The 26,858-nt window shown below is 60.7% G+C and carries 27 protein-coding genes and 2 tRNA genes; 14 read left to right on the forward strand and 15 right to left on the reverse strand.

All coding sequences use genetic code 11. The features are described 5' to 3' along the window. Positions 1-143: 143 nt before the first annotated feature. Genes QYQ99_RS04815 through QYQ99_RS04825 form a run of 3 tightly spaced genes read left to right on the forward strand, consistent with a single transcriptional unit; the run spans position 144 to position 2,506 of the window. Entirely contained in the window at positions 144-626 is a 483-nt protein-coding gene (locus QYQ99_RS04815; protein WP_302091650.1) for a MarR family winged helix-turn-helix transcriptional regulator, read from the forward strand. Positions 627-677: 51 nt separating this feature from the next. After that, positions 678-1,874: a multidrug effflux MFS transporter gene (locus QYQ99_RS04820; protein ID WP_302091651.1), complete on the forward strand. Its 1,197-nt coding sequence runs from the start codon at positions 678-680 to the stop codon at positions 1,872-1,874. 53 nt (positions 1,875-1,927) lie between these two features. After that, positions 1,928-2,506 (forward strand): SMI1/KNR4 family protein, encoded by a 579-nt coding sequence (locus QYQ99_RS04825; RefSeq protein WP_302091652.1) that lies wholly within the window; start codon positions 1,928-1,930, stop codon positions 2,504-2,506. On the opposite strand, the gene QYQ99_RS04830 is transcribed toward QYQ99_RS04825, so the two are convergent. From QYQ99_RS04830 to fumC, 3 genes are all read right to left on the reverse strand, one after another. Then, a complete protein-coding gene (locus QYQ99_RS04830; protein ID WP_302091653.1) occupies positions 2,461-4,128 on the reverse strand; it encodes a SulP family inorganic anion transporter in 1,668 nt (555 codons plus the stop codon). The two genes, QYQ99_RS04825 and QYQ99_RS04830, sit on opposite strands and share 46 nt — an antisense overlap. Continuing rightward, positions 4,125-4,769: a ParB-like protein gene (locus QYQ99_RS04835; protein ID WP_302091654.1), complete on the reverse strand. Its 645-nt coding sequence runs from the start codon at positions 4,767-4,769 to the stop codon at positions 4,125-4,127. The genes QYQ99_RS04830 and QYQ99_RS04835 overlap by 4 nt, the downstream gene beginning before the upstream one ends. 105 nt (positions 4,770-4,874) lie before the next feature. Next, positions 4,875-6,266: a class II fumarate hydratase gene (fumC, locus tag QYQ99_RS04840; protein ID WP_302091655.1), complete on the reverse strand. Its 1,392-nt coding sequence runs from the start codon at positions 6,264-6,266 to the stop codon at positions 4,875-4,877. Between the two features lie 245 nt (positions 6,267-6,511). Here fumC and QYQ99_RS04845 point away from each other — a divergent pair, with 245 nt between their 5' ends. The 7 genes from QYQ99_RS04845 to QYQ99_RS04875 all read left to right on the forward strand — a co-directional run bounded on the left by QYQ99_RS04845 (position 6,512) and on the right by QYQ99_RS04875 (position 14,062). After that, on the forward strand, positions 6,512-8,698 hold the full coding sequence (locus QYQ99_RS04845; RefSeq protein WP_302091656.1) for a putative bifunctional diguanylate cyclase/phosphodiesterase: 2,187 nt from the start codon (positions 6,512-6,514) through the stop codon (positions 8,696-8,698). A gap of 135 nt (positions 8,699-8,833) precedes the next feature. Continuing rightward, positions 8,834-10,387, forward strand: a complete 1,554-nt coding sequence (locus QYQ99_RS04850) for a fumarate hydratase (RefSeq protein ID WP_003061052.1) — start codon at positions 8,834-8,836, stop codon at positions 10,385-10,387. Positions 10,388-10,522: 135 nt separating this feature from the next. Further along, a complete protein-coding gene (locus tag QYQ99_RS04855; RefSeq protein ID WP_302091657.1) occupies positions 10,523-11,023 on the forward strand; it encodes a GNAT family N-acetyltransferase in 501 nt (166 codons plus the stop codon). A gap of 300 nt (positions 11,024-11,323) precedes the next feature. Beyond that, complete coding sequence (locus tag QYQ99_RS04860; protein WP_302091658.1) at positions 11,324-12,043, forward strand: hypothetical protein; 720 nt, start codon at positions 11,324-11,326, stop codon at positions 12,041-12,043. Between the two features lie 189 nt (positions 12,044-12,232). Continuing rightward, on the forward strand, positions 12,233-12,817 hold the full coding sequence (locus QYQ99_RS04865) for a hypothetical protein (protein WP_302091659.1): 585 nt from the start codon (positions 12,233-12,235) through the stop codon (positions 12,815-12,817). A 79-nt stretch (positions 12,818-12,896) separates the two neighbouring features. Next, positions 12,897-13,529: a DUF938 domain-containing protein gene (locus QYQ99_RS04870; protein ID WP_302091660.1), complete on the forward strand. Its 633-nt coding sequence runs from the start codon at positions 12,897-12,899 to the stop codon at positions 13,527-13,529. A gap of 11 nt (positions 13,530-13,540) precedes the next feature. Continuing rightward, a complete protein-coding gene (locus QYQ99_RS04875) occupies positions 13,541-14,062 on the forward strand; it encodes a DUF2199 domain-containing protein (RefSeq protein ID WP_302091661.1) in 522 nt (173 codons plus the stop codon). Positions 14,063-14,184: 122 nt separating this feature from the next. Here QYQ99_RS04875 and QYQ99_RS04880 read toward each other — a convergent pair whose 3' ends face one another. The 8 genes from QYQ99_RS04880 to QYQ99_RS04915 form a co-directional block, all read right to left on the reverse strand. Then, on the reverse strand, positions 14,185-15,063 hold the full coding sequence (locus tag QYQ99_RS04880) for a TIGR00730 family Rossman fold protein (protein ID WP_302091662.1): 879 nt from the start codon (positions 15,061-15,063) through the stop codon (positions 14,185-14,187). A gap of 217 nt (positions 15,064-15,280) precedes the next feature. Next, the gene (crcB, locus tag QYQ99_RS04885; protein WP_302091663.1) at positions 15,281-15,658 is read right to left on the reverse strand and encodes a fluoride efflux transporter CrcB; all 378 of its coding nucleotides are present in this window, start codon (positions 15,656-15,658) and stop codon (positions 15,281-15,283) included. A gap of 53 nt (positions 15,659-15,711) precedes the next feature. Beyond that, positions 15,712-16,140, reverse strand: coding sequence for a monovalent cation/H(+) antiporter subunit G (gene mnhG, locus QYQ99_RS04890; RefSeq protein WP_302091664.1), 429 nt, complete (start codon positions 16,138-16,140; stop codon positions 15,712-15,714). Continuing rightward, on the reverse strand, positions 16,137-16,415 hold the full coding sequence (locus tag QYQ99_RS04895; RefSeq protein WP_003057255.1) for a K+/H+ antiporter subunit F: 279 nt from the start codon (positions 16,413-16,415) through the stop codon (positions 16,137-16,139). The genes mnhG and QYQ99_RS04895 overlap by 4 nt, the downstream gene beginning before the upstream one ends. Beyond that, entirely contained in the window at positions 16,412-16,912 is a 501-nt protein-coding gene (locus tag QYQ99_RS04900) for a Na+/H+ antiporter subunit E (protein ID WP_302091665.1), read from the reverse strand. Before QYQ99_RS04900 ends, QYQ99_RS04895 begins: the two co-directional genes overlap by 4 nt. Continuing rightward, positions 16,909-18,741 carry a monovalent cation/H+ antiporter subunit D gene (locus QYQ99_RS04905; RefSeq protein WP_302091666.1) on the reverse strand — a complete coding sequence of 611 codons (1,833 nt, stop codon included), beginning with the start codon at positions 18,739-18,741 and terminating at the stop codon, positions 16,909-16,911. The genes QYQ99_RS04900 and QYQ99_RS04905 overlap by 4 nt, the downstream gene beginning before the upstream one ends. After that, positions 18,738-19,103, reverse strand: a complete 366-nt coding sequence (locus QYQ99_RS04910) for a Na+/H+ antiporter subunit C (protein ID WP_003057261.1) — start codon at positions 19,101-19,103, stop codon at positions 18,738-18,740. Before QYQ99_RS04910 ends, QYQ99_RS04905 begins: the two co-directional genes overlap by 4 nt. Next, the gene (locus QYQ99_RS04915; RefSeq protein WP_302091667.1) at positions 19,103-22,078 is read right to left on the reverse strand and encodes a monovalent cation/H+ antiporter subunit A; all 2,976 of its coding nucleotides are present in this window, start codon (positions 22,076-22,078) and stop codon (positions 19,103-19,105) included. The genes QYQ99_RS04910 and QYQ99_RS04915 overlap by 1 nt, the downstream gene beginning before the upstream one ends. A 224-nt stretch (positions 22,079-22,302) precedes the next feature. On the opposite strand from QYQ99_RS04915, the gene QYQ99_RS04920 reads away from it, so the two are divergent. The 4 genes from QYQ99_RS04920 (at position 22,303) to murI (ending at position 25,023) form a co-directional block, all read left to right on the forward strand. Next, positions 22,303-22,767 carry a GNAT family N-acetyltransferase gene (locus QYQ99_RS04920; RefSeq protein WP_302091668.1) on the forward strand — a complete coding sequence of 155 codons (465 nt, stop codon included), beginning with the start codon at positions 22,303-22,305 and terminating at the stop codon, positions 22,765-22,767. Positions 22,768-22,816: 49 nt separating this feature from the next. Continuing rightward, on the forward strand, positions 22,817-23,407 hold the full coding sequence (locus QYQ99_RS04925) for a hypothetical protein (RefSeq protein WP_302091669.1): 591 nt from the start codon (positions 22,817-22,819) through the stop codon (positions 23,405-23,407). A gap of 241 nt (positions 23,408-23,648) precedes the next feature. Next, positions 23,649-24,041, forward strand: coding sequence for a hypothetical protein (locus QYQ99_RS04930; protein WP_302091670.1), 393 nt, complete (start codon positions 23,649-23,651; stop codon positions 24,039-24,041). Between the two features lie 85 nt (positions 24,042-24,126). Beyond that, complete coding sequence (gene murI, locus QYQ99_RS04935) at positions 24,127-25,023, forward strand: glutamate racemase (RefSeq protein WP_302091671.1); 897 nt, start codon at positions 24,127-24,129, stop codon at positions 25,021-25,023. Positions 25,024-25,032: 9 nt separating this feature from the next. On the opposite strand, the gene QYQ99_RS04940 is transcribed toward murI, so the two are convergent. From QYQ99_RS04940 to QYQ99_RS04955, 4 genes are all read right to left on the reverse strand, one after another. Further along, positions 25,033-25,650 carry a YgjP-like metallopeptidase domain-containing protein gene (locus QYQ99_RS04940; protein WP_302091672.1) on the reverse strand — a complete coding sequence of 206 codons (618 nt, stop codon included), beginning with the start codon at positions 25,648-25,650 and terminating at the stop codon, positions 25,033-25,035. Positions 25,651-25,723: 73 nt separating this feature from the next. After that, positions 25,724-26,353: a DUF6806 family protein gene (locus tag QYQ99_RS04945; protein WP_302091673.1), complete on the reverse strand. Its 630-nt coding sequence runs from the start codon at positions 26,351-26,353 to the stop codon at positions 25,724-25,726. Between the two features lie 225 nt (positions 26,354-26,578). Beyond that, positions 26,579-26,667 (reverse strand) — tRNA-Leu (locus QYQ99_RS04950). Between the two features lie 99 nt (positions 26,668-26,766). Continuing rightward, a tRNA-Gly gene (locus QYQ99_RS04955) sits at positions 26,767-26,842 on the reverse strand. Positions 26,843-26,858: the final 16 nt, after the last annotated feature.

The following is a 26,858-nucleotide window of genomic DNA, read 5'->3' on the forward strand; positions in this document are numbered from 1 at the left end:
CCATCTGGACGATGCACTGCACATTCGACAAGGTGCCATCTCTGACGACAGTCAGGCCACCGCATCCTTGTCTAAAACCCTGTTAACAAGATAAATAGTGTTTGCGCAATAATTTGAATGCCAACCATTTAAATGCACTCGGAATGTCCAACACCGCCTCACTGCCCAGCCGTCAGCGTCAGCTCATGTTCGTCATGGCGCAGGTCAACAAGCAATGGCGCCGCACGCTGGACAAGGTCCTGGCACCCTCGGGTCTGACGCAGGCGCTGTGGCTGCCCCTGGTCCACCTGGAGCGCAGTGCGGGTGCCATGCGGCAAAAGGACCTTGCTCTGGCGCTGGCGCTGGACAGCTCTTCCATCGTGCGCCTGATTGACGGCCTTCAGGCCCAAGGCTGGGTGGAACGCATCGATGATGCAGATCGGCGCGTCAAGCGCATACAGCTCACGGCGGCCGGGCTACTTCAGGTCGAGACCGTCAAGACAATCGTGGCGGATGTCCGCAGCGAAGTCATGCAGGAGCTTCCCCCCGATCTGCTGGATGCCACACTGGATGCACTGGAAGCCATGCTGGAAAAGATGGCTGCTCTGGAAGCGAGCGCCAGCGCGGGCTCCCAGCCCGAGAGCTGAACTAGCGCCACACGCAACAGAACCCACACCGCTAGTTTCGGATTTCACTGTATGCATAGTCCTGTCACCCCTGTCCGCAAAGCGCCGCTCTGGCTGCTGGTCATGGTCACCATTGCTGGCACCATGGCCATGCATATGTTCATCCCGGCTCTGCCCGATGCAGCTCGCCACTTCGGCGCCAGCAGCGGACAGATGCAGCAAACCATTACCGTCTACATCCTCGGCCTGGCACTGGGCCAGCTGATCTACGGCCCCATGTCGGATGCACTGGGCCGCCGGCCCCTGTTGCTTGTCGGCTTGTGTCTCTACACCGTCGCCAGCCTTGCGGCCTTTCTGGCCCCCAGCGCAAATATGCTGATTGGCGCGCGCCTGATTCAGGCTCTGGGCGGCTGCGCCGGCCTGGCACTGGGCCGCGCCATTGCCCGCGACACTGCGACACCCGAAACCGCCGTAGGCAGCCTGGCCTTGCTCAATCTCATGATGATGATTGGCCCGGGCATCGCCCCCTCCATAGGCTCAGGTCTGGATGCACTGTTCGGCTGGCGCATCATTTTTGCGGTGCTGGCGCTCATGGGGGCTTTAACGGCCATCGGAGTCTGGCGCCTGCTTCCTGAGACCGGTCACCCCACCGGCAAGCTGAACTGGCGCACCGTGCGCAATGACTATCGAACCTTGCTGGGTTCACCCCAGTTTCTGGGCTTCGCCATAGGCGGCGGTAGCGCCACCACATCCATGTACGCCTTTATTGCTGCAGCGCCGTTCATCTTCATCGAGCAGTTGCACACCAGCAAAGCGCAGCTTGGCATCTACCTGGGGGTGCTGATGGCCGGCATGGCAGCAGGCAATGCGCTGGCACGCCAGCTCATCAAACGCTGGCCGCTGGAGCGGCTGATACTGGGCGGTAATATGCTGAGCCTGGGCTGCGCGGCAGCACTGGTAGTCCTGACACTGCTGCAGCTGATCAACGTACCCGCCGTAGTGACATTGATGCTGCTGTTTACCTTGGGCTCAGGCATGACCAGCCCCGCCGCACTCTCCAAGGCTCTGGGCGTACACAGCGATTTGACGGGGTCGGCCGCCGGAGTCTACGGCTTCTCCCAGATGGCCGTGGGCGGCCTGTGCACCTTTGGCGCCAGCCTGGGCGGCAGCCCGGCGCTATCGGCTTTTACAGTGCTGCTGATTGCCTGCATCGTGGGTCAGTTGGGCTTTCGCAGCGCGCTCAAGATGAAACCGGCCTCTAGCGCCTGATGGAAAATCGTAAACAGCTATATATTCAGTAGCAAACAGATTCTAGGAGCACCATGTCATCCATCGCCCAAAGCTGGCAGCGCATCGGCGCCTGGTATGCCCAGAACACACCCAAAGACACTCTGGTCTTGGCCGATGGCGCCAGCGAGGCAGAAATGGCCGAGCTGGAAGCCGCCCTGGGTCAGCGCCTGCCGGACGATGTGCGTGAGTCACTGGCCCTGCACAACGGCGCGGCCAATGAGGCCTATCTGCTGTACTTTGGCGAGCTGCTGTCCACACAGCGCATGCAGGAGGTCTGGCAGATGTATGCGGACATGCAAAAGAGCGAAGGGTGGGGGCTTGGCCCGGACTACCACCCTGACTATCTGCAAGGCCCCCTGCGCCCCGTGTACTGGGATGCACTGCGTATTCCCCTGACCGACAACTGCGGCGATGGTGCCATGCTGGACCTTGCGCCAGCGGCTGGTGGCCATGCGGGCCAGATCATCGAGTTTGATCACGAGGCAGGCCCCAAGGGCTTGTTTGCACCCAGCTTCTCGGCCTGGCTGGAGCTACTGGCCGACGAGCTGGAGCAAGGCAAGCATGTCTATATCGAAGACGCAGGCTGCGTGGCACCGCCGGGCACCTGGTGAAAATCGGCGGTCAAGGCCTGCACGGCATCGTCCACACTCCAGGCTGAATAGCAGTCGGGGTTGAGCCCCGGCATCTGCACGCGCTGCAGCAGCTCGCGCAGACTGTCCTTGACGCGGGCCAGCCGCAGCAGCACCCCGGCTTGCTGCAGCTGACGCGCCAGCTCGCCCAGTGCCTCAATGCCGGTGCTGTCCAGATCAGGGCTTTCTTCCAGACTCAGCACCACGGCATGCACATCTGCAGCTTGCGCCACGCGCGCGCGGATATCGCTCATCACGGCCTCGGCATTGCCAAAGAACAGGCTTTCCTCGGGCCGCAAAATCAGCAGACCCGGCACAGGTTGCGCTTCTGGGTGGCGCTGGCGGTCCACAAAATCATGGCTGCCCACCAGCCGCCCCAGCTCGCTGACATGGGACTGGGCCATGCGCTTGAGCAGCATCACAATGCTGACCACCATAGCCAGCAGCAGGCCATCAAGCACACCCAGCACAATCACGGCAGCAAAAGCTGTGAGCGCCACGGCGCGATCACGCTGCCAGATGAAATAAGGCTGCAGCGTGCGCCAGTTGAGCGAATGCGCCACCGCATGAATGACGATGGCGGCCAGCAAGGGCTCAGGGATTCGCTCCATCCAGGGCAGCACCTGCCACACCAGCACGGCCACCACGGCGCAGGCAATCAGGCCTGCGGCCTTGGTCTGCGCGCCAGCCACCTCATTGGCCGAGCTGGCCGAAAACCCCGCACCCACAGGCAGGCCCTGAAACAAGGCCGAGGCCATATTGGCGCCGCCCAGCGCCAGCAGATCGCGGTTACTGTTCACCCCATCGCCATGGCGCAGCGCCAGCGAGCGGATGGAGCTGTATGACTCGGCATACAGAATCAAGGCCAGCGCCACAGCCAGCTGCCCCACGCGCAGCCAGTCGGCCCAGTCCAGCTCAGGCAGGGCCAGATGCGCAGCACCCAGTTGCAGCGAACCCACAGGCGCTATGCCCCAGCTCCTGCAAAAGCCCAGTGCATCGAGCGCAATGCCCGCTGCAATCACCAACAAAGCACCGGGCACGGCCTTCCACCGCGCCAGAAGCCGCAGCGCCAGCAAGGCCACAAGCAGCATAGTCAGGCCATACCAGTTCCAGTGCGGAAGCAGCACGATCAAGTCCCTGCTGAAATGCAGAAAGTCGCTGTGCGCGGGATGCACGCCCACAGCCAATGGCAGTTGCTTGACCACAATGGTCAGCGCCAGACCAATGGCAAAGCCGCGCAGCACGGGCTTGGCAATGAATTGCGAGATGCCGCCCAGCCGCAGCAGGCCCGCCAGCACAAACATCACACCAGCAACCAGCACCATAGCCACACCCATGAGCGCGCGATGATCGGCCGAGACATGCAGCACCGAGCCCGTGGCAGCCAGCAGCACAGCCGCTGAGGATGAGGTCGACGACACAATCGCAAAGCGGCTGGTACCGAGCAGCCCATAGACCAGCAAGCCCGCAAACAGCGCAATCACCCCGGCCTGGGGCGGCGCACCGGCAATGCCAGAATAGGCCACGGCCTCGGGCAGCAGCAGCCCCGCGATAGACAGGCCCGCAATCCAGTCCGCGCCGGCAAGCATCCAGCGCGCAGTCATAAAGGCTTGTGCAGATTGCTGGTCACACCTGACCAGCCGGGCAAAAACTGCGCCTTGGGGTTGCGCGCTAGTGCCACAGCCTCGGTCACCAGCGATTCAGGCAGGCCTTGCCCGCCGCTGCTGCGCAGATCGCTTTTGCGAAACAGCGGGCGAAAGAAATCGGCCAAGAGAAATTCGGTATAGGGTGCAGCCTCTTTGGCATAACCACCGGCCTTGCGCACCTCTCCGGCCAGGCTGCGATAGGGGTCGTCCTTGAGTCGCTCAAGCTGCTTGGGAATGGCCGAGAACTCACAGCGCTCGCCCTTGTCGTTGTACGGATGGGCCCACTGGTGAAACTCCATGAGCCGCCAGAACATACCCATCTCCATGGCGCTGAAGTCCGCCAGTTGCATAACCCAGACCGATGTCACCTGCTCCTGCCACAACGCTTGCCCCAGATGGTGGTGGTCGACGATGTAGTGCAGCCCCTTGGGGCCTTTGACCGCCGGAAACCAGTGGCTGAGCAGCAGCTTGCCCCGCGCCTTGGGTTTGAGCCTGGCCCACTCGGCGCGCTTGAGCGCCACCTCCGCCGCGCCCACCGTCATCTGCGTAGGGCGCAGATCGGAAAGGGATACCTGCTCCAGGTGCTGCTGCGCGCTCATGCCGACTCCCTTGATTGAGATCAGCCATTGTGGGCAGACGCAAGGCAAAAGAAAAGAGCCCGACTTGCGGGCTCTTTTTCAAAAACAGTCAGCGCTCACCAATCTTCAGAGATTACCCACCATATTTGCAGGCACCACCCACTGGTCAAACTGCTCGCCCGTCACATGTCCGCTGGCAATGGCGGCTTCGCGCAGGCTCGTACCCTCTTTGTGCGCCTTCTTGGCGATATAGGCAGCCTTGTCGTAGCCGATATGGGTGTTGAGCGCCGTCACCAACATCAGCGAACGGCCCACCAGCTCTTCGATGCGCGCGCGGTTAGGCTCTATGCCCACGGCACAGTGATCATTGAAACTGAGCATGCCATCGGCCAGCAGACGCACGCTTTGCAAAAAGTTGTGCGCCACCATTGGGCGAAACACGTTGAGCTCGAAATTGCCCGAGGCTCCGCCGAAATTGATGGCCACATCGTTGCCGAACACCTGGGCACAAAGCATGGTCACGGCTTCGGACTGCGTGGGGTTGACCTTGCCCGGCATGATGGACGAACCCGGCTCGTTCTCCGGGATCGAGATTTCGCCCAGGCCGCTGCGCGGCCCGGATGCCAGCCAGCGCACGTCGTTGGCGATTTTCATCAGGCTTGCGGCCAGCGTCTTGAGAGCACCATGCGCATAAACCAAGCCGTCGCAGCTCGCCAGAGACTCGAACTTATTGGGCGAGGTGACAAACGGGGAGCCCGTCAGTCTGGCCAGTTCCGCCGCCACGCCTTCGGCGTAGCCCTTGGGGGCATTCAGCCCCGTACCCACGGCCGTTCCTCCCAGAGCCAGCTCATACAGATGCGGCAATGCGGCCCGCACATGGGCTTCGCCATGGGCCAGCTGGGCCACCCAGCCGGATATTTCCTGACCCAGCGTCAGCGGCGTGGCGTCCTGCAAATGCGTGCGACCGATCTTGACGATATCGGCAAAGGCTTCGCTCTTGGCCAGCAGCGTGAGTCGCAGCTTGGCGATGGCAGGCAGCAGCTTGTGCTCAATGGCCGTCACCGCCGCCACATGCATGGCCGTGGGATAGACATCGTTGCTGGACTGGCTCTTGTTCACATCGTCATTCGGGTGCACCAGACGGGCTTCACCGCGCTCGCCGCCCATCAGCTCGCTGGCCCGGTTGGCCAGCACCTCGTTGACGTTCATATTGGTCTGCGTGCCGGAGCCGGTCTGCCAGACCACCAGGGGGAACTCATCGGGGTGCTTGCCCGCTAGCACCTCATCGGCGGCCGAATTGATGGCTCTGGATTTTCTTTCGTCCAGCAGACCCAGCGCCTGGTTGACGCTGGCGGAGGCCTTTTTGACCTGCGCCAGCGCAGCAATGATTTCACGCGGTTGCTGCTCGCCGCTGATGTCAAAATTCTGCAGCGAGCGCTGCGTCTGCGCGCCCCAAAGCTTGTTGGCGGGTACATCGATCAGGCCAAAAGTATCTTTTTCCTGGCGGGTGACTGTCATGGAATCGCTCCTTGCAATACAACTCGGCGCAGCTGGCTGAAGAAATCTGGCTGCCGTTGGCCGCAAACGGAAGTCGGCCCACCGCCAGGCAGGCCACTTCCACAACCGATCCATGCTAGCTCAGCCCGACAGGCGGCAAGCACAATCGAGCCAACACCCCTGCGCCGGCAAGGCCAGACATACATAGTTACATTAAATCAATATCGGGCAGAGAATCCGACCGGCCTTGCGGGCCCGCCACATCAATGTTCACTGATCTTTCCACCCCCATCGCCACCACCGTCATGACATCAAGTTACAGCACGATGATGGTGTGTGTCTCCATCGTCATCGCGGTATTTGCCTCTTTTGTGACGCTGGGCCTGGTCCGTCGCATGCGCATGGCCTCAGGCAGAATCGGACGCATCTGGTGGGCCATCGGCGCCATGGTGATGGGCACGGGGGTCTGGGCCATGCACTTCATCGGCATGCAGGCGTTTGAGCTGCCCATCACACTGGGCTACGGCGGTGCTCTGACGCTGGCCTCCTGGGTCGCGGCAGTCTCGGCATCGGCATTGGCCTTTGGAGTGGCAACCCGGGTCGAATACCGCTGGCCTCATTTTCTGGGCGCCTCGCTGCTCATGGGCGGCGGCATCTGCGCCATGCACTACCTGGGCATGCTCGCCATCGAGATGTCCATCCCGATTGCCTGGGACTGGCCGCTGGTGGCGACCTCCGCTCTGGTCGCAGTACTGGCCTCGGCCACGGCGCTGACTCTGTTTCGCGCGCTGTTTTCGCTCTCCGGCAAGCGGCTGTGGCTATTTCAGACATCGGCGGCACTGCTCATGGGCTTTGCCATCTGCGGCATGCACTACACCGGGATGTCGGCAGCCAGCTTTGCCAGTGGCTCGGTCTGCCTGAGTGCGGAAGCCCTGAGCGGCCCCGAGCTCACCACCATCATCATCATCACCACGGTCATGCTGCTGATTGCGGCGATGTTCAGCACCTTGCTAGATGCCCGCCTGCAAAGCACTGCCTTCAAGCTCAATCAATCGCTGCAGGAAACCAATGCCAAGCTGCAACTGGCCAATACCGAGTTGCGCCAGCGCGCCTTTGCAGACCCTTTGACCAATCTGCCCAACCGCCTGCTGTTTGAAGATCGTCTCATCCACGCCCTGCTGCGCCTGGAGCGCGCCAACCGCTCACGAATCAAGGAGCGGCTGGGAATCTTGTTTGTGGATCTGGACGGATTCAAGCCCATCAATGACTCCTTTGGCCACGCCGCAGGCGATCAGATCCTCATCAGCGCCGCAGAGCGGCTGACTGCGGAAGCCCGCAGCAGCGATACCGTGGCCCGCGTGGGCGGGGATGAATTCCTGGTGCTGCTGGAAGACACCCAGGACGTGGCCGCATGCATGGCAGTAGCCAACCGAATTCTCAAGGCGCTTAGTCAGCCCTTTCGGCTAGGCAACAAGGAGCTGCAGATCACCTGCTCCATTGGCATCGTGGCCTTTCCCGACCATGGTGACCGCGACCACCTGATCGCCAACGCCGATGCCGCCATGTACGCAGCCAAACGCAATGGCGGCAACGGTTTTGCAGTGTTCGAGCCACATATGGGCAGCGATGCATCCGAGCAGCTGGAACTTCAAAACGACCTGCGCTACGCCATTCAACGCGGTCAGATAGAGCTGCATTACCAACCCAAGATCGACAGCGAGCGCGGCAACATCATCGGGGTAGAGGCACTGCTGCGCTGGGCTCATCCCGAACGCGGCATGATTGCGCCCGATATCTTCATCCCCCTGGCCGAGCGCTTCGGCATCATCAACAGCCTCGGCAACTGGGTGATCGAAGAAGCCTGCCGCCAGCTGGCCCAGTGGCGCAATATGGGACTGCAGATGCGGGTGGCGATCAATCTCTCCGTGCACCAGTTGCGCGAAAGCGGCCTGGCAGATCGCATCACCCAGACGCTGCTGCGCCACGATGTACAGGCCAGCCAGCTGCTGTGCGAGATCACCGAATCCGTGGCGATGGAAGACACCCAGGCCACGCAGCGTGCAATCGAGGAATTGCGCAGCATCGGCATCTTTCTCTCGATCGACGACTTTGGCACCGGCTACTCCAGCCTCAACTATCTGCGTCAGCTTCCCGCCCAGCAGTTGAAGATCGACCGCAGCTTCATCCGCGACCTGGAAACCGAGGAAGATGCCCGCGCCGTGGTGCACGCCGTCGTGCGCCTGGCCCATGCCCTGGGCCTGCGCGTGGTGGCCGAAGGTGTGGAAACTGCGGGCCAGCGGGACATTCTGATCGACATGCAATGCGATGAGCTTCAGGGCTACTTCTATGCGCGCCCCATGCCGGCGGACAGCCTTCTGGCCTGGGCCAGAGACGATCGCCGAGGCGGCCAGGCCGATTTCTCGGCCTCCATCCTCGGTGCACTGACCAGCTGAGCGCCGCACAGCACCCAGCAGTCATATATAAGACTGCTGGGTTATGGCTGCAAGATTTTCCGTCTGGGCCGATAATCGATGGGTTTACCGTACGTGCCCCACGCGTACAGATTGCAACCCCCGAGAAGCTTCACGATGACCACCTCCATCCGCCAGCAGGACCTGATCGATTCGATCGCAGGTGCCCTCCAGTACATCAGCTACTACCACACGCCGGATTTCATCCAGCATCTGGCCCGCGCCTATGAACGCGAGCAAAGCCCTGCGGCCAAGGATGCGATGGCTCAGATCCTCACAAACTCCAAGATGGCGGCCACCGGCCAGCGCCCCATCTGCCAGGACACCGGCATCGTCAACGTGTTCCTGAAAGTGGGCATGGACGTCAAGTGGGAAGGCTTCACCATGGGGCTGGAAGACGCCATCAACGAAGGCGTGCGCCGTGGCTACAACCACCCCGACAACACGCTGCGCGCCTCCGTCGTGGCCGACCCCCAGTTCAAGCGCAAGAACACCAAGGACAACACCCCCGCCGTGATCAATGTGCAGATCGTGCCCGGCGACAAGGTGGACGTGACCGTGGCCGCCAAGGGCGGCGGCTCCGAGAACAAGTCCAAGATGATCATGATGAACCCCAGCGACAACATCGTGGACTGGGTTCTGAAGACCGTCCCCACCATGGGCGCAGGCTGGTGCCCGCCCGGCATGCTGGGCATCGGCATCGGCGGCACGGCTGAAAAGGCAGTCCTGCTGGCCAAGGAAAGCCTGATGGAAGACCTCAACATGTACGAGCTGCAGCAAAAAGCTGCCAGCGGTGCAGAGCTCGACGACGTGGAAAAGCTGCGTCTGGAGCTGTTCGAGAAGATCAACGCCCTGGGCATCGGCGCCCAAGGCCTGGGCGGCCTGACCACGGTGCTGGACGTCAAGATCAACATGTACCCCACGCACGCGGCCTCCAAGCCCGTGGCCATGATTCCCAACTGTGCAGCCACCCGCCACGCCCACTTTGTGATGGACGGCTCCGGCCCCGTGCACCTGGATGCCCCCTCGCTGGACACCTGGCCCAAGATCGACTGGCACCCCGACTACAACAAGTCCAAGAAGGTCGATTTGAACAATCTGACCAAGGAAGAAGTGGCCAGCTGGAAGCCCGGTGACACACTGCTGCTCAACGGCAAGATGCTGACCGGCCGTGATGCTGCCCACAAGCGCATCCAGGACATGCTGGCCAAGGGCGAAAAGCTGCCCGTGGACTTCACCAACCGCGTGATCTACTACGTCGGCCCCGTGGACCCCGTTCGCGACGAAGTGGTTGGCCCTGCAGGCCCCACCACGGCCACCCGCATGGACAAGTTCACCGACATGATGCTGTCCCAGACCGGCCTGATCTCCATGATCGGCAAGTCCGAGCGCGGCCCTGTCGCCATCGAGGCCATCAAGAAGCACAAGAGCGCTTACCTGATGGCCGTGGGCGGCGCCGCCTACCTGGTCTCCAAGGCCATCAAGCAAGCCAAGGTGGTGGGCTTTGAAGACTTGGGCATGGAAGCCATCTATGAATTCGACGTGGTCGACATGCCTGTCACGGTGGCCGTGGATGCCGGCGGCACCAGCGCCCATATCACCGGCCCCGCCATCTGGAAGGAAAAGATTGCGACCGGGGAATTCAAGGGCATTGAAGTAGCCGGTGTGTAATCACCCAGCAGGCCCCGCCGCAAAGACCCGCCTTCGGGCGGTTTTTTTGTTCCGCAGCTTCGAGAAAGCAGTTTCAATAGGCTGATGGGCCGAATTGGCCTTTTCCCGGGATTTTTCTAGGGCCCAATCCAACCCATGCATATCCGAGCAGAACTGCCCACCGATGCCGAGGCCATCGAGCAGGTGACGATCCAGGCCTTCAAGGACGCACCGCATACCGATCACACCGAGCATTTCATCGTGCGTGAGCTGCGCGCAGCCGGGGCACTTGCCCTGTCCCTTGTCGCAGAGATTGACGAGCAAATCGTCGGCCATGTCGCCATCTCACCCGTCAACATCAGCGACGGCAGCCAGCACTGGTTTGGCCTGGGACCCATCTCCGTCATTCCCCAAAGACAGCGACAGGGTATTGGCAGTGCGCTCATGCAGGCAGCCATCAGCGCTCTGCAAGCGCAGTCTGCGCAGGGATGCGTGCTGCTTGGTGATCCTGACTACTACCGGCGCTTTGGTTTCCGGACGGTACAGGGCCTGGTGCTGCCCGGAGTGCCTGCCGAGTACTTTCAAGCCCTGTCTTTCAAAGGCCCGCCGCCACAAGGCGAAGTGAGTTATCACAGGGCATTCAACGCCCGGGACTGAGCCTGGCGGTTTTGACAGTCTGTCGGCTCGGCGGCGAGGCTGCATCGGTTCTCTGCCATTGGCGCAGCACCGATGACAAAGCCGATGTGCCGGCCAGACCGGCATTGGGCCTATCGCCCCCATCCGCAAGCAGAGCTTTTGGGCTTTACGGCAACGCGACACCTCGTCTTCATTGAAATCAGGGCTTCTTGGTAAATACGAGACACAGATACCAAGCATGCTATTTAAGATATGCGACAGAGTGGGTAGTTGTCTGACACCGTCCAGAATGATTTGCATCGCAAGCACAAGGAGTTCAGCATGAGCCATGTCGCAGCAAAGATGGTGACCGGTGCGCTGGTGGCGCTATCGGGCTTTGCTTCCGCACAGACTCAGCAGCCATCGGCTGCGCCCAAGCCATTGCCTTCCCCTGCGACTCAGGCACTGGTCCCCCAGGGGGTCTATGCGCAGATCGACACCAGACTGGGGCAGGAAGCTCTTCGCTTGCTGTCGCAGGGTACGCCTCAGCAGCAGCAATCTGTGCTCGAGCGCGTACGCGCCGCGCCCGAGCGCTTTCAACCGCCCGTGTTCTATGTGCTGTCGCAAACACTGTTCAAGGCAGGTCTGAGGGACGAGGCGGCCTTCTGGTTCTACGCCGGCCAGCTGCGTGCCCGCTTCGACGCCAATCGCTGTGCTGACGTCACTGCCAGGCAAGCGGTCGATGTGATGAATCAGAGTTATGGAGCCCCCATCAATCGCCACCTGTTCCAGGATCTGGACAAGGCTCAGGAGTTGATCGCCAGGGTCGTGGACTGGGATCGCCGCACGCCCCACGCCTATGACCCGCACTGGATCAACCTGCACGGCACGCAGGCGGTTCAGGCCTCCCGGGACCCGCAACTGGCCGCCAGGCTGACGATGGAATCGCTGAGCCTGCCAGCGGCGCAATGGCCTGCCCTGGCCGAGCAGACGCGCACCAAGTATCTGCAGGGCTTTCAGGAAGCCATCAGCCAGCTCAAAGCCGAGTCAAAATCCAAGTGAAGATCGCTACAGCCCCAGGTCTCTATCCCTTATGTAGCAATCGCTTTCGGCTACTGTTTTTGAATATTCTTCCGGCAAGACTCCGCGCAGCCTTGATGGCAGCCCCTATTGGCACATGCCCTGTTTGCCCTAGGATGACTCAAACCTCTGCAACCTGAGCCACTGCAATGCCGCTCAAAAGGAGTCCTCATGCACAAGCTCTTTGCGCTGTTGGCGACCACCGCCCTCGTCGCCTTGCTGACCGCCTGCCTGGTACCCGAGCGCTTCTCCGCCAGCGTGGAAGTGCAAGCCGATGGCAGCTACAGCTACCACTTTGACGGCACGGTGGTCAATGCCATGGCAGTGATGAAGCTCAGAAAACAAGGCGTGCTGAGCGAGAAAGACCACCAGGAGCTGGCGGCGCAAGCGCAGCAGCTGAGCCGCGAACCCGAGGTCAGGAAAGCCGTCTACAAAGGCAATGCACGCTATGCGCTGGAGATTGCCGGCCAGCGAAAGCCCGGTGAAGGCCTGCGATTGCTGGACATGTTCACCGTGCAGACGGACAGAAATGGCGTGATGACGATTGCCGCCAAGCCGCTCAAGGACAAGGAAAAGAGAGACTTCGCGCAACTGGGCATCACCATGAACGGCAGCCTGAAGATCAGCCTGCCCGGCAATGCCGAGGTACTCTCGCAAAACGCCAGCTCCACGCCCACGCTGGGCCTGGGCGCGTACAGCTGGAAAATCGGCAGCCTGAACGTACGACCCGAGATCAGGCTGCGCTTCAAGCCGTGAAGGCTATCGCAGTGCTCGGACTTGGCATTTCGGGAGAAGATGTCTGTACGATTTCCCCTGTCTGCCCGCCAAGTCTCTCATGACCCCAAACCTTCCATCGACAGCCCCGCAACGGCCTTTCTCCCAGGCCTGCGAAAACAATCAGGCCGCTATTTTCGAGGTGCTGAAGTCCGCCTTTCAGCACAGCAGGCATGTGCTGGAGATAGGCTCCGGCACCGGCCAGCACAGCGTGCACTTCGCACCGCGCCTGCCGCAGCTGATCTGGCAGACCAGCGACCTGCTCGACAGTCATGCAGGCATCCAGGCTTGGCACGCCGCCCACGGAGCACCCAATCTGCGTGCTCCGCTGGAGTTCGACCTGGCGACCGATGCCTGGCCCACCACTACGGATCCATCAGGCTTTGATGCCGTCTTTACCAGCAATACCTGTCATATCGTGGCCTGGCCGCTGGTGCAGCACATGTTCGGGCTGGTGGGCTCGCACCTGCCCGAAGGCGGCTTGTTTGCCATCTATGGCCCGTTCAACTATGGCGGCCATTTCACCAGCGACAGCAACCGCGCCTTCGACGCCTGGCTGCGCCAGCGTGATGCGCGCAGCGGCCTGCGCGACTTTGAAGCCATCGTGGCCCTGGCCGCTCAGCACGGCCTGCAGCTTGAACTCGATCAGGCCATGCCGGCCAACAACCGCACGCTGCTCTTTCGCAAACGCTGAAAGCTCTCTCCATGGCCGCCATCTTTGCCTACCAATGCAGCAAATGCGATGAGATTCACGAAGGATCGCCAAGCTTTGCTTTCGATGCCCCTGCGCCCTACAGACGCCTGAACGAGCAAGAGCGCGAGGAATGGGCCGAGCTGACCGAAGACCTCTGCGTCATCGCCCACCCCAAAGGCACGCAATACTATGTGCGCGCCATTCTGGAAGTCCCGATTCATGGCGTGGACGAGCCCTTTCTCTGGGGCATCTGGGTTTCGGCCAGCGAAGCCAGTTTTCAGCGCTATCTGGACTCCTTCGACACACCGCCCGAAGACCCTATTTTCTTTGGCTGGCTGTCCAATCTGATTGCTGTCTACCCCACGCAAAAGTCACGCCCGGCCGATGTGCATATCCAGACCGACGGTACACGCCCTCGCGTGGTGCTGCACCGCAGCGATGAGCAAAGCGATGCGCTGGTCGTCGATCAGCATGAAGGCATTTCGATCGCGCGTGCCCAGCAACTGGCCGAGCAATCGCTGCATGGCCTGTAAGCCGAGCAAGGCCCAGGCACTGGCTCATCAAGAGCTATCGGTATGCATTGATGAACAACAAAAAACCGCCAGAGGAAAATCTTCTGGCGGCTTCTGGTCTTTATGGGATCAGGCGTGAGCGCTTATCCGTTATTCCAGCCGCTCTGGTAGAACTGCTGAATGAAGGACCAGGCCTCGGCCGGATCGTCGGTGTAGCGGAACAGGTTCAGATCCTTGGCGGAAATGGTGCCCTCTTCCACCAGCACATCGAAGTTCAGCACCCGCTTCCAGAACTCCGTGCCGAACAAAATCACGGGCACGGGCTTGCTCTTGTGGGTCTGCACCAGCGTCAGCACCTCAAACAGCTCGTCCATGGTGCCGAAGCCGCCAGGGAAGGCTACCAGCGCCTTGGCACGCATCATGAAATGCATTTTGCGCAGCGCAAAATAGTGGAATTTGAAGCTCAGCCCCGGCGTGATGTAAGGGTTGCCATGCTGCTCGTGCGGCAGATAGATGTTCAGCCCCACATTGGGAGCTCCTGCATCATGCGCGCCGCGGTTGGCCGCCTCCATGATGCCGGGACCACCGCCTGTGCAGATGTAGACGCGCTCGCCGGGGGCCTGCTTCATGCCTTCGGTCGCCACGATGCGCGCAAAAGCGCGTGCCGCCTCATAGCGCTCGGCATTGCGCATGCCGCGCTCAGCCAGCGCCATGCGCTGGGTATCGCCGCTGGCCTTGGCTTGTGCAAGCTGCTGACGCGCCTGCTCCATATCCACAAAGCGTGCGCTGCCGTAGACAACCACCGTGTGCTCGATGCCGCGCTCGATCTGGGTCAGATCTGGCTTGAGCATTTCCAGCTGCATGCGGATGCCACGGGTTTCGCGGCGGAACATGAACTCCGGATCGGCGAATGCAAGGCGGTTGGATTGAGGTTCCAGCTCTTTGCCGTTATGGGCCTGGTTGTGCAACTCGGCCCAGGCATTGGCCAGATCGGTATCGGACAGGGGTGAAGAAATTTGCATGGACCCTCGGTTCTTAGAATGCTGAGCAGCACGGACTACAGCCATCCCTAAAGATTTCGTAGCGCTGACCGCCCATCCGTCAAGTACTTCAAGCTCAAATGCACCTGTAGTGCAGATGATGCTTGCACTATACGCTCACAAAGCTATAGCCCATGAGAGTATTTCGCCTCTAAACGCTGAAGCAGTTTGCCGCAATAGTGACAAATGGTCTGCCAGCTTAACGGCTGAACCCGATGCCCCAGCTGAGCATACCCATGTAGGTCATGAACAGAGAGCCCACCAGATGCACGCTGGCCCAGCCCAGGGCTGCGACCAGGCGCTGCTGCTGCAGCAGGCCGATGACCTCGGCCGAGTAGCTGGAGAACGTGGTCAGAGCACCAAGAAAGCCGGTGATGATGGCCAGTTTCCAGGCCGGATCCAGCTGAGGCATGGCCTGAAACAGCGCGATGAAGACGCCGATCAGATAGCCGCCGATCAGATTGGCGGCAAGAGTGCCCCAGGGCATGCTGGATCCGGCACTCAGCCATATTCCCAACCCCCAGCGCGACAGGGCGCCCAGGCAGGCACCGATGCAGATGGCAACAATATTGAGCATGGCTGCCAATCTAGCGCAAGGCTGCGGCCCTGAGAGGCTTGGGCGGCAGGATTTCAGGCTTTATTCGCCACAGACTTCTCAACGGCCTCGGCGACCTCTTCCTCGTCCAGGGGTTCGTTGCGCACCAGGTTGCTGAGCGTGGGCGGCACGCTCTCTCCCGCACGGCGCGAGCGAAACAGCGCCGCGCGCATGAGAAAGATGGTGGTGATGGGCACGGTCACGGCAATGAAGATGGCAATCAGCACCGAGTGCATGACAAAGCCCTGGCCGCTGACGGAAAAATAAATCCAGGTGGCATGCATGATGAGCCAGCAGCCCATGGTGGCGATGATGGAGGGCGCGTGCACGCGCTCGAAATAGCTTTTGAGCCGCAGCAAGCCCACGGAGCCCATGAGCGCAATCAACGAGCCTGCGAACACCAGGGCCGCCACCAGAATCTGGGCCCACAGCGGCAGATCCACGCCAATGACCTCGGTACTCATTCGATCACCTCGCCGCGCAGCAGGAACTTGGCCATGGCCGTGGAGCCGACGCAGCCGAACAGAGCCACCAGCAAGGCCGCCTCGAAGTAGTTGGTGCTGTCATAAAGAATGCCCATGACCAGCATGGCCAGCATGCCGTTGAGGTACATGCAGTCCAGCGCCAGCACGCGGTCTTGCGCATGCGGCCCCTTGAGCAGGCGCAGCACCGAGCAGCCCATGGCCGCCAGCAGCATGACCAGAGATGCCATCAGCACCCAATAAAACCAGGGGTTCATTCAAAAATCTCCATCAGCAGGCTTTCGTAGCGGGACTTCACGAAGTCGGCCAGCTTCTTGGCATCCTCCACCTCCAGCGCATGCAGCAGCAGCATGGAGCGGTCACGCGAAATCTCGGCCCAGGACGTGCCGGGCGTCAGGCAGACAATCATGGCCAGCACCGCCAGCCCGTTGGGATCGCGCAGCTCGAGCGGAATATGGACAAAGGCCGCCGGATGCTTGCGCATGCGCGGCAACAACAGAAAACGCACCACGTTGAAGTTGGAGACCGAGGTATCGCAGACCACACGGAATGCCAGCTTGAGAATGCTCAGCGGATGGCTGACTCGCACCGGCAAGGGGCGCAGGCCGCGCAGCAGCACGGGAATCAACAGGCCCAGGATCAGGCCCAGCAAGATCTGGCCGGCACTGACCGATCGGTTGAGCAGCAGCCATAGCACCAGCAGCGCTATCGACAGCAACGGTGCCGGGAAGATGGATTTCATGACGGTCTTCATGGGCGGCCCTCCTCTTTCTGAGCCGATGCCGCAGTCTGAGTAGCGGCATCCTGCCCAGCCTCGCTTTCATCGCCAATACCGGGGACGGGCTCTGCCTGCATTTCCAGTGCTGCAGCACGTGCCGCCGCCTCGGGACTTGCGGCCTCCTGAGCCTTCTTTTCCTTGGGCGCAGGTACCGGGGTAAGACCCAAGACGGTACGCACATAGACATCGGGCGAATGCAGTGCATTGGCCGCTCGCTGGGTATAGCGCATCACGTCATCGGCTTTGACCGTCAGCACCATACAGCACAGCAGCAGCGCAGCGATGGGCAGGCCTTCCGCCACCTTGAGTGATGGCGCGCTCTGCTCCGGGTTGGCCCAGAAATGTCGGATGCCGACGCGCGTGAGGGCCACCAACGCCATCAAACCGGTGATGATGAGCAAGGCCACCATGCTCCAGCCCAGCGGACCGGCCTGTACACCACTGGAGGTCCCCATGCCCAGCGGATTGAGCAAACTGGTCAGCATGGCGAATTTGCCGAGAAAGCCGGACAGTGGCGGCAGTCCCGAGATCAGCAAGGTGCAGGCCATGAAGCTCAGGCCCAGAAAAGCCGCCGCAGCCGGGAAAGCCCGGCCGATCATGAGCTCTTCCTCATCGTCGAGATTGAAGCCTTCGGTGGGCAACAGCTCTGCATTGAGGAACGGCGCTTCATTGTCCTCATAGGGCTCGCCCGCATCGTCATCCACGCGCCAGCGGTCCACCACATCGGCAATCAGGAACAGGGCCGCCACGGCCAGCGTGGAGCCCGGCAGGTAATACAGCAGCCCGGCCGTCAGCAGGTTCTGCCCGAAGCCCGTTGCGGCCAGCAGGGTGCCGGACGAGAGAATGGCGGCGAAGCCCGCCAGATGGGTCAACCGTTGCGAGCCGAGCATCCCTATCGCACCAAAGGCCATGGTCAGCATGCCGCCCACGATCAGCCAGGTGCTGCCGAACAGGGCCGATGCCCCGGCTTCCGAGCTGAACAGCAAGGTCCACAGGCGCAAGATGACATAGACCCCCACCTTGGTCATGAGTGCAAACAAGGCTCCCACCGGCGCAGTCGCCGCGCTGTAGCCCGGCACCAGCCAGAAGTTCAGCGGCCATAGCGCCGCCTTGATCAGAAAGGCCGTTCCCAGCACGCCCGCTGCCGCATGCAGCAGGCCGCGGTCGGCGTCCTGCACCTGCGGAATGGCGCGGGCCAGATCGGCCATATTGAGCGTTCCGGTAATGCCGTAGAGCATGGACACGCCGATCAGGAACAGCGAAGACGCGGCCAGATTGATGGCGATGTAGTGAAGACCTGCCTGAATGCGCGTGCTGCCGGAGCCATGCAGCAGCAAGCCGTAAGAGGCTGCCAGCATGATCTCGAAGAACACGAACAGATTGAACAGGTCTGCCGTGATGAAGGCACCGCTGAGCCCCATCAACTGCAGCTGGAACAAGGGGTGGAAATGCACTCCGGCCTTGTGCCAGCGCGCAGCGGAAAACACCAACGCGGCCAGTGCCACCACATAGGTGACCAGCAGCATCAGGGCAGTCAGCCTGTCCAGCGCCAGCGCGATGCCAAAGGGCGCCGGCCAGTTGCCGGGCATATAGACCGACATGGTGACGGCAGAGCCCGCCTGGTTGGTCCAGCCCAGCAGCATGACCACGATCACCAGGCTGATCGTGGTGGACAGGATGTTCATGCCCAGCTTCAGGCGCTGGCGCTCCTCGCGCAAAAACAGCATCAGCGCCGCCGTCAGCATGGGCAGCATGATGGGGGCCAGCATCAGGTGCGGCATCAGACGCTCAATCCACCCGCTCATAGCATTTCCTGTTCGGTTCGCGAGTGCGCGCCATCCACATGGTCATTGCCGGAAGCGCCGCGCGATGCCAGCAGCACGACCAGGAACAGCGCCGTCATGGCAAAGCCGATGACGATGGCGGTCAGCACCAGGGCCTGAGGCATGGGGTCTGCATAGTGCGACAAATCGGTCGGCACACCGTTTTGCAGCACCGGCACCTTGTTGATCGACAGGCCCTGACGGCCCATGGAGAAGATGAACAGATTGACGGCATAGGACAGCAGCGCCAGCCCCATGATGACCTGGTAGCTACGCGGGCGCAGCAGCAGCCAGACGCCGGAGCCGGTGAGCACACCGATGGCAATGGCCAGAACGATTTCCATTAAATACCTCCCCTTGCCAGTGCTGCAGCTGTGGCAGCCTGCACCTCGGCCTCGGCCTTCTTGGCCTCTTGTTCCTGCTCTTCCAGCAAGCGCGCATGGAAGCGATGTCCGCGCACCGACTGGTGAGCGATCGCTGTCAGGATCAGCATGGTGGATCCCACCACCAACGCAAACACGCCAATATCGAAGAACGTGGCACTGGCGAAATGCACATGCCCCACCAACGGCAGCGAAAAGTCAAAGCTGTGGCTGGTCAGGAATGGGTAGCCAACGGCCACCGAGCCCAGGCCCGTGCCCAGCGCAAACAACAGACCCGCGGCAATCCAGCGACGTGGATACAGCGGCAGGTGCGCCTCCACCCAATGCGTGCCCGAGATGATGTATTGCATCAGCAAGGCAACCGAGAACACCAGCCCCGCCACAAACCCGCCGCCAGGCTGATTATGGCCGCGCACAAAGATATAGGCAGCCACCAGCGTCGCAAACGGCAGCAGCAGCCGCACCAGCACGGCCGGCACCATCAGGTAGCCCACGGCTGTATCGCTGGCATTGCGCGGGTTGAGCAGGTCGGTCTGCAAATCGCCAGGCACATAACGCTGCTGCTCCGGAATGTCCATGGCCTCGCGTGCAGGACGGAAGCGGCGCAGCAGCGCATAGATGACGATGGCCACAATGCCCAGCACCACGATTTCGCCAAAGGTGTCGAAGCCGCGGAAGTCCACCAGCATCACATTGACCACATTCGTGCCGCCACCGCCGCCCAGCGAATTTTCGAGGAAAAAGGTGGAGGTGCTTTCATAGAAAGGCCGGCTCATCATGGCAAACGCCAGCCAGGCCATGCCACCACCGGCAATCAGCGCCAGCACCAGATCGCGCAGGCGGCGTGCCTTGGCCCTGGCATCGGCGCTATCGGCCGTACGCATATTCTTGTCCCGTTTGGGCAGCCAGCGCAGCCCCAGCAGGATCAGCACCGTGGTGGCGACTTCGACCACCAGTTGGGTCAGAGCCAGATCGGGAGCCGAGAACCAGAGGAAGGTCAGCACCGTGCACAGGCCCGTGCCGCCGAGCATGATCAATGCGGTCATCCGGTGGTACTTGGCTTTCCAGGCCGTGCCCAGCGCACACAGGCAGCCAATTGCCCAGAGCAGGACAAAAGCCGAAGACACGGGCAAAGTGCCGCGATTGCCCAGCTTCATGCCCCATAGCCACATCGGCAATGCGGCTGCCACCAGAGCAACGCAGACCAGCCACAGCATCTGCCACTGCAGGCGGCGCGTGGACAGATTGCGGCGCCCAGCCCGGCCCAGCCAGGTGATGCGGGCCAGCAGATTCTCGAAGATCCTGCGACCGCTGACACGGCCCAGCACGGGTGTGGTGTCGAAGTGGCCGACCGTGCGCTGCCAGCGCAGCATGGTGTAGAGCACGATACCGCCGGCCAGTGCCACCAGGCTCATGATGAGCGGCATATTCCAGCCATGCCAGATGGCCAGGCTGTACTGCGGCAAGTCACCGCCTACGACTGGAGTGGCAGCGACAGCCAGAAAACCGCCCACCGCCCAGGCCGGGAAGATGCCGACAATCAGGCAAGCCAGCACGAGCAACTCCACCGGTACACGCATCCAGTGCGGCGGCTCGTGCGGCTCGTGAGGGAGATCGTTTGCCTGGGGCCCAAAGAAGACATCGAACGTAAAGCGCAGCGAATAGGCCACGCTGAACATTCCCGCCACGGTCGCAACCACCGGCAGCACAGTCTTGACCCACGGCGCTGCATCCAGATAGACGGTCTCGGCAAAGAACATTTCCTTGGAAATGAATCCATTGAGCAGCGGCACACCCGCCATGGCAGCACTGGCCACACAGGCCAGCGTGGCCGTGATCGGCATCATGAAGCGCAGACCCGAGAGACGCCGGATGTCACGCGTGCCGCTTTCATGGTCAACAATGCCTGCAGCCATGAACAGCGAAGCCTTGAAGGTCGCATGGTTCATGATGTGGAAAACTGCGGCCACAGCGGCCAGTTTGCTGTTCAGGCCCAGCAGCAAGGTAATCAGGCCCAGGTGCGAAATCGTCGAATACGCGAGCAAACCCTTGAGATCATGCTGGAACATCGCGCAATAGCCGCCGATCAGCAGCGTCATGGCACCGGCTCCACCGACCAGCCAGAACCAGGCATCGGTGTCTGCCAGCACCGGCCACAGCCGTGCCAGCAAAAACACGCCGGCCTTGACCATGGTTGCCGAGTGCAGATAGGCCGACACTGGCGTAGGCGCAGCCATGGCATTGGGCAGCCAGAACTGGAAGGGGAATTGAGCGCTTTTGGTAAGCGCACCCAGCAAAATCAGCACCAATGCCAGCAGATAGAGGTGACTGTCGCGAATCTGCTGCCCAGCTGCCAGCACATTGTCGAGGTCATAGCTGCCCACGATGTGACCCAGCACCAGCATGCCCACCAGCATGGCCAGCCCACCCGTGCCCGTGACCGTCAACGCCATGCGCGCGCCCCGGCGTGCGTCCTTGCGGTGATACCAGTAGCCAATCAGCAAAAACGAGAAAAGACTGGTCAGTTCCCAGAAAAACACCAGCTGAATGATATTTCCCGAGAGAACCACCCCCGCCATGGCCCCCATGAAAGCCAGAAAAAACGAGAAAAAGCGCGGCACAGGATCAGTGGGCGACATGTAGTAGCGTGCGTACAGCACCACCAGCGCACCAATGCCGAAAACCAGCATGGAGAACAGCCAGGCAAACCCGTCCATGCGGATCACCAGATTCAGCCCCAGCGCCGGCAGCCAGGAAATCTCCTGCCTGAGCACCGCTCCATCGGCCATTTCCGGGAACAGCATCCCTACCTGAATTGCGCATATCAGCGCAATGACACCCGCGAGTGTTGATTCAGTATTGCGCGCATTCGCAGGCAATAAAGCAGCCAAAAGGCTGCCGGCAAAAGGTAGGAGGATGAGGTATATCAAGGGCATGGGCGGATCATTCTAGAGGTTAGCGTTATTTTTTCCGCTATAAAAACCTGAGCATTTCATAGACTTTAGACCGCCGTTCACCTTCAGTTGATGACAGAAAATTCATCAAAACAGCGGGTTGCATGCAGATAAAGAAGTGCTTCCACAATCGCCCTTGCGCGCTGCACCGATGTCATGCATCTGCTGCAAACCATTTTTGCCAAACTCAATCAATCTGCCAACCCATGCATGTACGCAGCTATCGTCCCGGAGATGAAATCGCGCTATGGCAGGTGTTTCACGATGCGGTTCATCAGCTGGCTGCGAACCACTACAGCCAGGAGCAACTGGACGCCTGGGCGCCGCAGCGACCGGACTGGACACAGTGGCGTCAGCGCATTCAGGCGCTCCAGCCCTTTGTCGCCGTTTGGGACAATGATCAGGCCATGGCCTATGCAGATCTGCAAGCCAATGGCTATATCGACCACTTTTTTGTAGCTTCGCAATACGCGCGCCAGGGCGTGGGCCGATTGCTGCTTGCACATATCGAGCTAGCAGCACGGCAAAGCGGCCTGCATGAGCTGAGCGCCGATGTCAGTCTCAATGCCCAGGCCTTCTTCGCACATTTCGGCTTTGAGCTACAGCGCCGGCAAATCCCCGTCGTACGTGGCATTGCCCTGCAAAACGCGCGCATGCGAAAAACTCTTTGAACCTGGCTCAGACCAAACTACCGGCACCACCCCAGCCGATACAACAAGCATGAACTGGCTCTGGAAACCTGAAACATCCAATCCGCAGAAATGGCTGATCGTCGTTTTCATGGCGGTGATGATGGGCGCACTCGCCCCCATTTTCTGGCGCAGCTTCATACCCGATGCACATTGGCAGCAGACCGCGCTGTATCTGGCGCTGGCACTTACGGCAGCCTATGGCATCTGGCTGCAGCGACTCCATAGGCTGGGGCTTTGGCAACCGGCAGGCCCCTGGCTCAGCTACGGACCCTTCAAGCGCTGGCTGATGGCCTTGCTATGCACCGCTTTTATGGCTTTCATGCTCTGGCTCAACCTGGCGGCCACCCTGCCCATGGCCTATACGGCGGTCATGGGAAGCAATACCAGCATGCAGACCATTGCCGAGAAAAAACGGGGCTCGGGCCGCCACGCCTGCCGCCATCAGCTCAAGCTGAGCGAAGTTGACTACCTGTTTTTCGAGTTCTGCATTGATAAAGATGGCTACGACAGCCTGCCATTTGCTCCATTGCCCGCTTCGCTGTCCATGCGCGAAAGCTACTTTGGCAGGCTTGTGGACAGCATTCGCCTAGCGACCTCAAAGCAAAAAGAGGAGCACTGACCACTGTGCCACAATAAAAAAACATATGTTTGACTATTGAGATCTCCAGTAGACAATCGCTTTCAGCTCCTTTTTTTTGTATTTTCAAGCCGCCATGCAAATTCTTCTGCCGCCACTGATGCTGATTTCCGCAATGGGCTTTGTACTCAGTGCAATCACACATTTGGTTGCACTTGCGGGCCAGATCGATACGCTTGGAACACATTTGCCTCAAGATGCCCTGAAGATATTCACAAGCGTCATGACCATCGGGATTTTTGCCGTCTGGGCGCCTGCGGCACTGATTGCTCAGCGCATCAACAACGGCAATCGCCTGCAGTTTTCCTGGAAGAAGGTGCTCGCAGGCTGCCCCGCCTGGATGCGCAACTCTGCCTATGCGGTCTTCATTTACGCTTTTGCCAACTTTTTTCTCGGCATTGTGGGCGGCATGGCCGAGCAGCAGCACGGCTTGCGTATGTTCTCGGGCCACTGGATGATCTTCTACGGCATGGCGTTCTGCATCTTCTTCTCAAGCTGGAACCTGCCTTCCATGCTCAGAACCCGCCACTGCCCGGCCGGGCATGAAGTCGGTCATGGTGATAATTTCTGTCCGGTCTGCGGCTTGCCTCCAGCCCAGGGCAGCACGAATTCCTGATAGACCATAGCCCTGGAGGCGCCGCCGGCACGCAAAGCGGCGCATACTGACGACCGCACCATCGCCTCCACCTACCTCTTGCACCATGCCCACTCCTCACTCCCCCATCGGTATTTTTGATAGCGGTGTGGGCGGCCTCAGTGTGCTGCAGGCGCTGCGCCATGAGTTGCCGCACGAGCAGTTTGTCTATCTGGCCGACAGCGGCAATGCACCCTATGGCGATGCACGCGGCGATGCGTTTGTGCAGGAGCGCAGCTTGGCCATTGCAAAGTACCTGCTGGAGCGGCACGGCATCAAGATTCTCGTGGTTGCCTGCAATACCGCCACCGCTGCAGCCGTGGAGCTGTTGCGCGAGCGCCTTCCGCAACTGCCCGTCATTGGAGTGGAGCCGGCCATCAAACCAGCCTCTTTTTCCAGTCAGACCCATCATGTAGGCGTGATGGCCACCCGGGGCACCATCTCCAGCCAGCGCGTGGCGCGCCTGGTGTCGGAGCATGGCCAGCGCGCCGAGTTTCACCTCCAGGCCTGCGACGGCCTGGCCAGGGCGATCGAGCAAAGCACGGAGCAGGCATTGCCCGAGGATGCAAGCGCCACGGAGATCAGAGCGCTGTGCGCAAAGTACACAAGCGCTTTAGGGAGTTTCGGCCTTAAGACAGGGCAGATGGATACGCTGGTGCTGGGCTGTACCCACTATGTGTTTGTCAAGGACGATTTGCGTGCCCTGCTGGGGCCCGATATTCAGTTCCTGGACACGGGTGCCCCCGTGGCACGCCAGACCCGACGCATGCTGGAGCAGCGCAATCTGCTGGGAGCCGAGACCGATGGATCGCTGCAGCTGGCCCAGGCCGATCAGATTCAGCTCATGACAACCGGCCGCCTGACGGCCATGCAAGCTGCGGCCCAGCGTTGGCTGGATCTGCCCGTCGACTGCAGCCAGGCCGTCAACGTGTGCTCGCCCAGCACAGTGCCAACCCTTGCCTGATCTGCGCCATCAGATCCAGAGCTGCTGGCCGCCCTGGTCCAGATAACTGAGATAAAAACGCACATCGAACTCCAACTGGTGGTAATCAGACTCCATATGCGTGCATAACTGATAGAAAGCCTTGTCGTGATCCATGATGCGGATATGCGCCAGCTCATGCACGCAGATCATGCGCAAAAAGGCATCTGGCGCCTGCTTGAACATGGCCGCCACATGAATCTCGTGCCGGGCATTGAGCCTGCCGCCGTGCACAATCGCACGCCGCGTATGCAGACCCAGAGCATTGCGCACCACATGAATCCTGCTGTCATAGGCCACCTTGTGCAATTGGCCTGCATTGCGCAAATACTGGGCCTTGAGCGCATCGACATAGTCATAAAGCGCCCTGTCCGTGCGAACCGCGTGGGCCTGCGGATATTTGCGCAGCAGCCACTCACCGGCCTTGCCCGCGAGCAACCAGTCGCGCACCTGATTCTGCAGCGATGGCGCGTAGCCCGAGAGATAGGGCAATGCCAGCGGCACAGATGCACTCACCCCTTCTTCACCCATGCTGGCGCGCGCAGCCCTGCCCTTGCGCAGCTGCTCGACCACGGCTCCTGAATACTTGGGGGTAGGAATGGGCTTCATGACAAAAGACAAGCCCTCCGCCACAGTCTCGGGACTGCAGCACAGAGGGCTTTGACGGCGAATGACCGATGAATCAATGCAGATGGCGCGGGCGGCGATTGCCGCCATGACCGGAGGCCGAGCCCCCCGATCCACCCCGTGGCGGCTTGCCCAGCTCCAGCGAGCTGACCAGGGCTTCGAAGCGCTGCGAGAACAGCTTGTCGATCTCCTGCACCACTCCGCCGAGCTCTGCGCCGTCAAAGTGACGCTCCATCATGTTGATGACATCCTGGACCAGCAGATCGCGCTGCACCTGCATGATGGCTGCGGGATTGGGACCGACAAACAGCATCAGGAAGTCATCGCGGCTTTGCGCCTCGGCAGGAGCTTCTTCCTCGTCGAACTCGGTGTCGTAGAAGGTCACCTCGATGGGCGCGCCCTGCTCGGCCAGCTCGTTGAGCCCCATGCACATATCGTCCAGGGCCTGGCGGAAGTCATCGTCACCACGCACGGTCCAGCACATCTGCAGCAGATGCTCCTTGGCGTCGAACTGAATGCCGGGCTCTTCTTCATAGAGACTTCCCTCGCCGTCAGTCAATGAGCGCGCACCAGCATAGGCCCACAAGGGACGCAATGCATCTTGCAGCTGCTCATACGTAACATCAGCACGGAGCAGAACCTGTCCGTGGACATGAATTTCAAAAGCAGCGTTGTAACTAGACATCTTTTTTCTCTGGGAGTGCAGGCCTCGTCAGCATGACAGAACTGCAAGCCATATTGCATCGAAGCCAGGACTTTTCCAAGCACCTTGGCAAGCCTTGACGCCCACGGCCCTATGGCATCGCAGTGGCTGAATTTTCCCACCTTCAGCAAGACTGCGGGCAGCAACGGCTACTCAAGTCACAAATAAAAAAGCCCGCTACACAAGATATAGCAGGCTTTTCAATTCTGGTGCCCCGAACCGGAATCGAACCGGTACGCTTCGTTAAAAGCGGCAGATTTTAAGTCTGCAGTGTCTACCAATTTCACCATCGGGGCCCACTTCACAACCGGCGCTGTGCGCCAGCGAGAAGTGCTGCATCAGCCATGCGACCAAAGCAATAAAAAAGGGAAGCTTTTGCTTCCCTTTTCGAAATCTGGAGCGGGAAAACGGGTTCGAACCGTCGACCTATACCTTGGCAAGGTATCGCTCTACCAACTGAGCTATTCCCGCATTTCTGAAAAGCCGT

It is taken from the genome of Comamonas testosteroni (assembly GCF_030505195.1).
GTDB classification, from domain to species: Bacteria; Pseudomonadota; Gammaproteobacteria; order Burkholderiales; family Burkholderiaceae_C; genus Comamonas; species Comamonas testosteroni_G.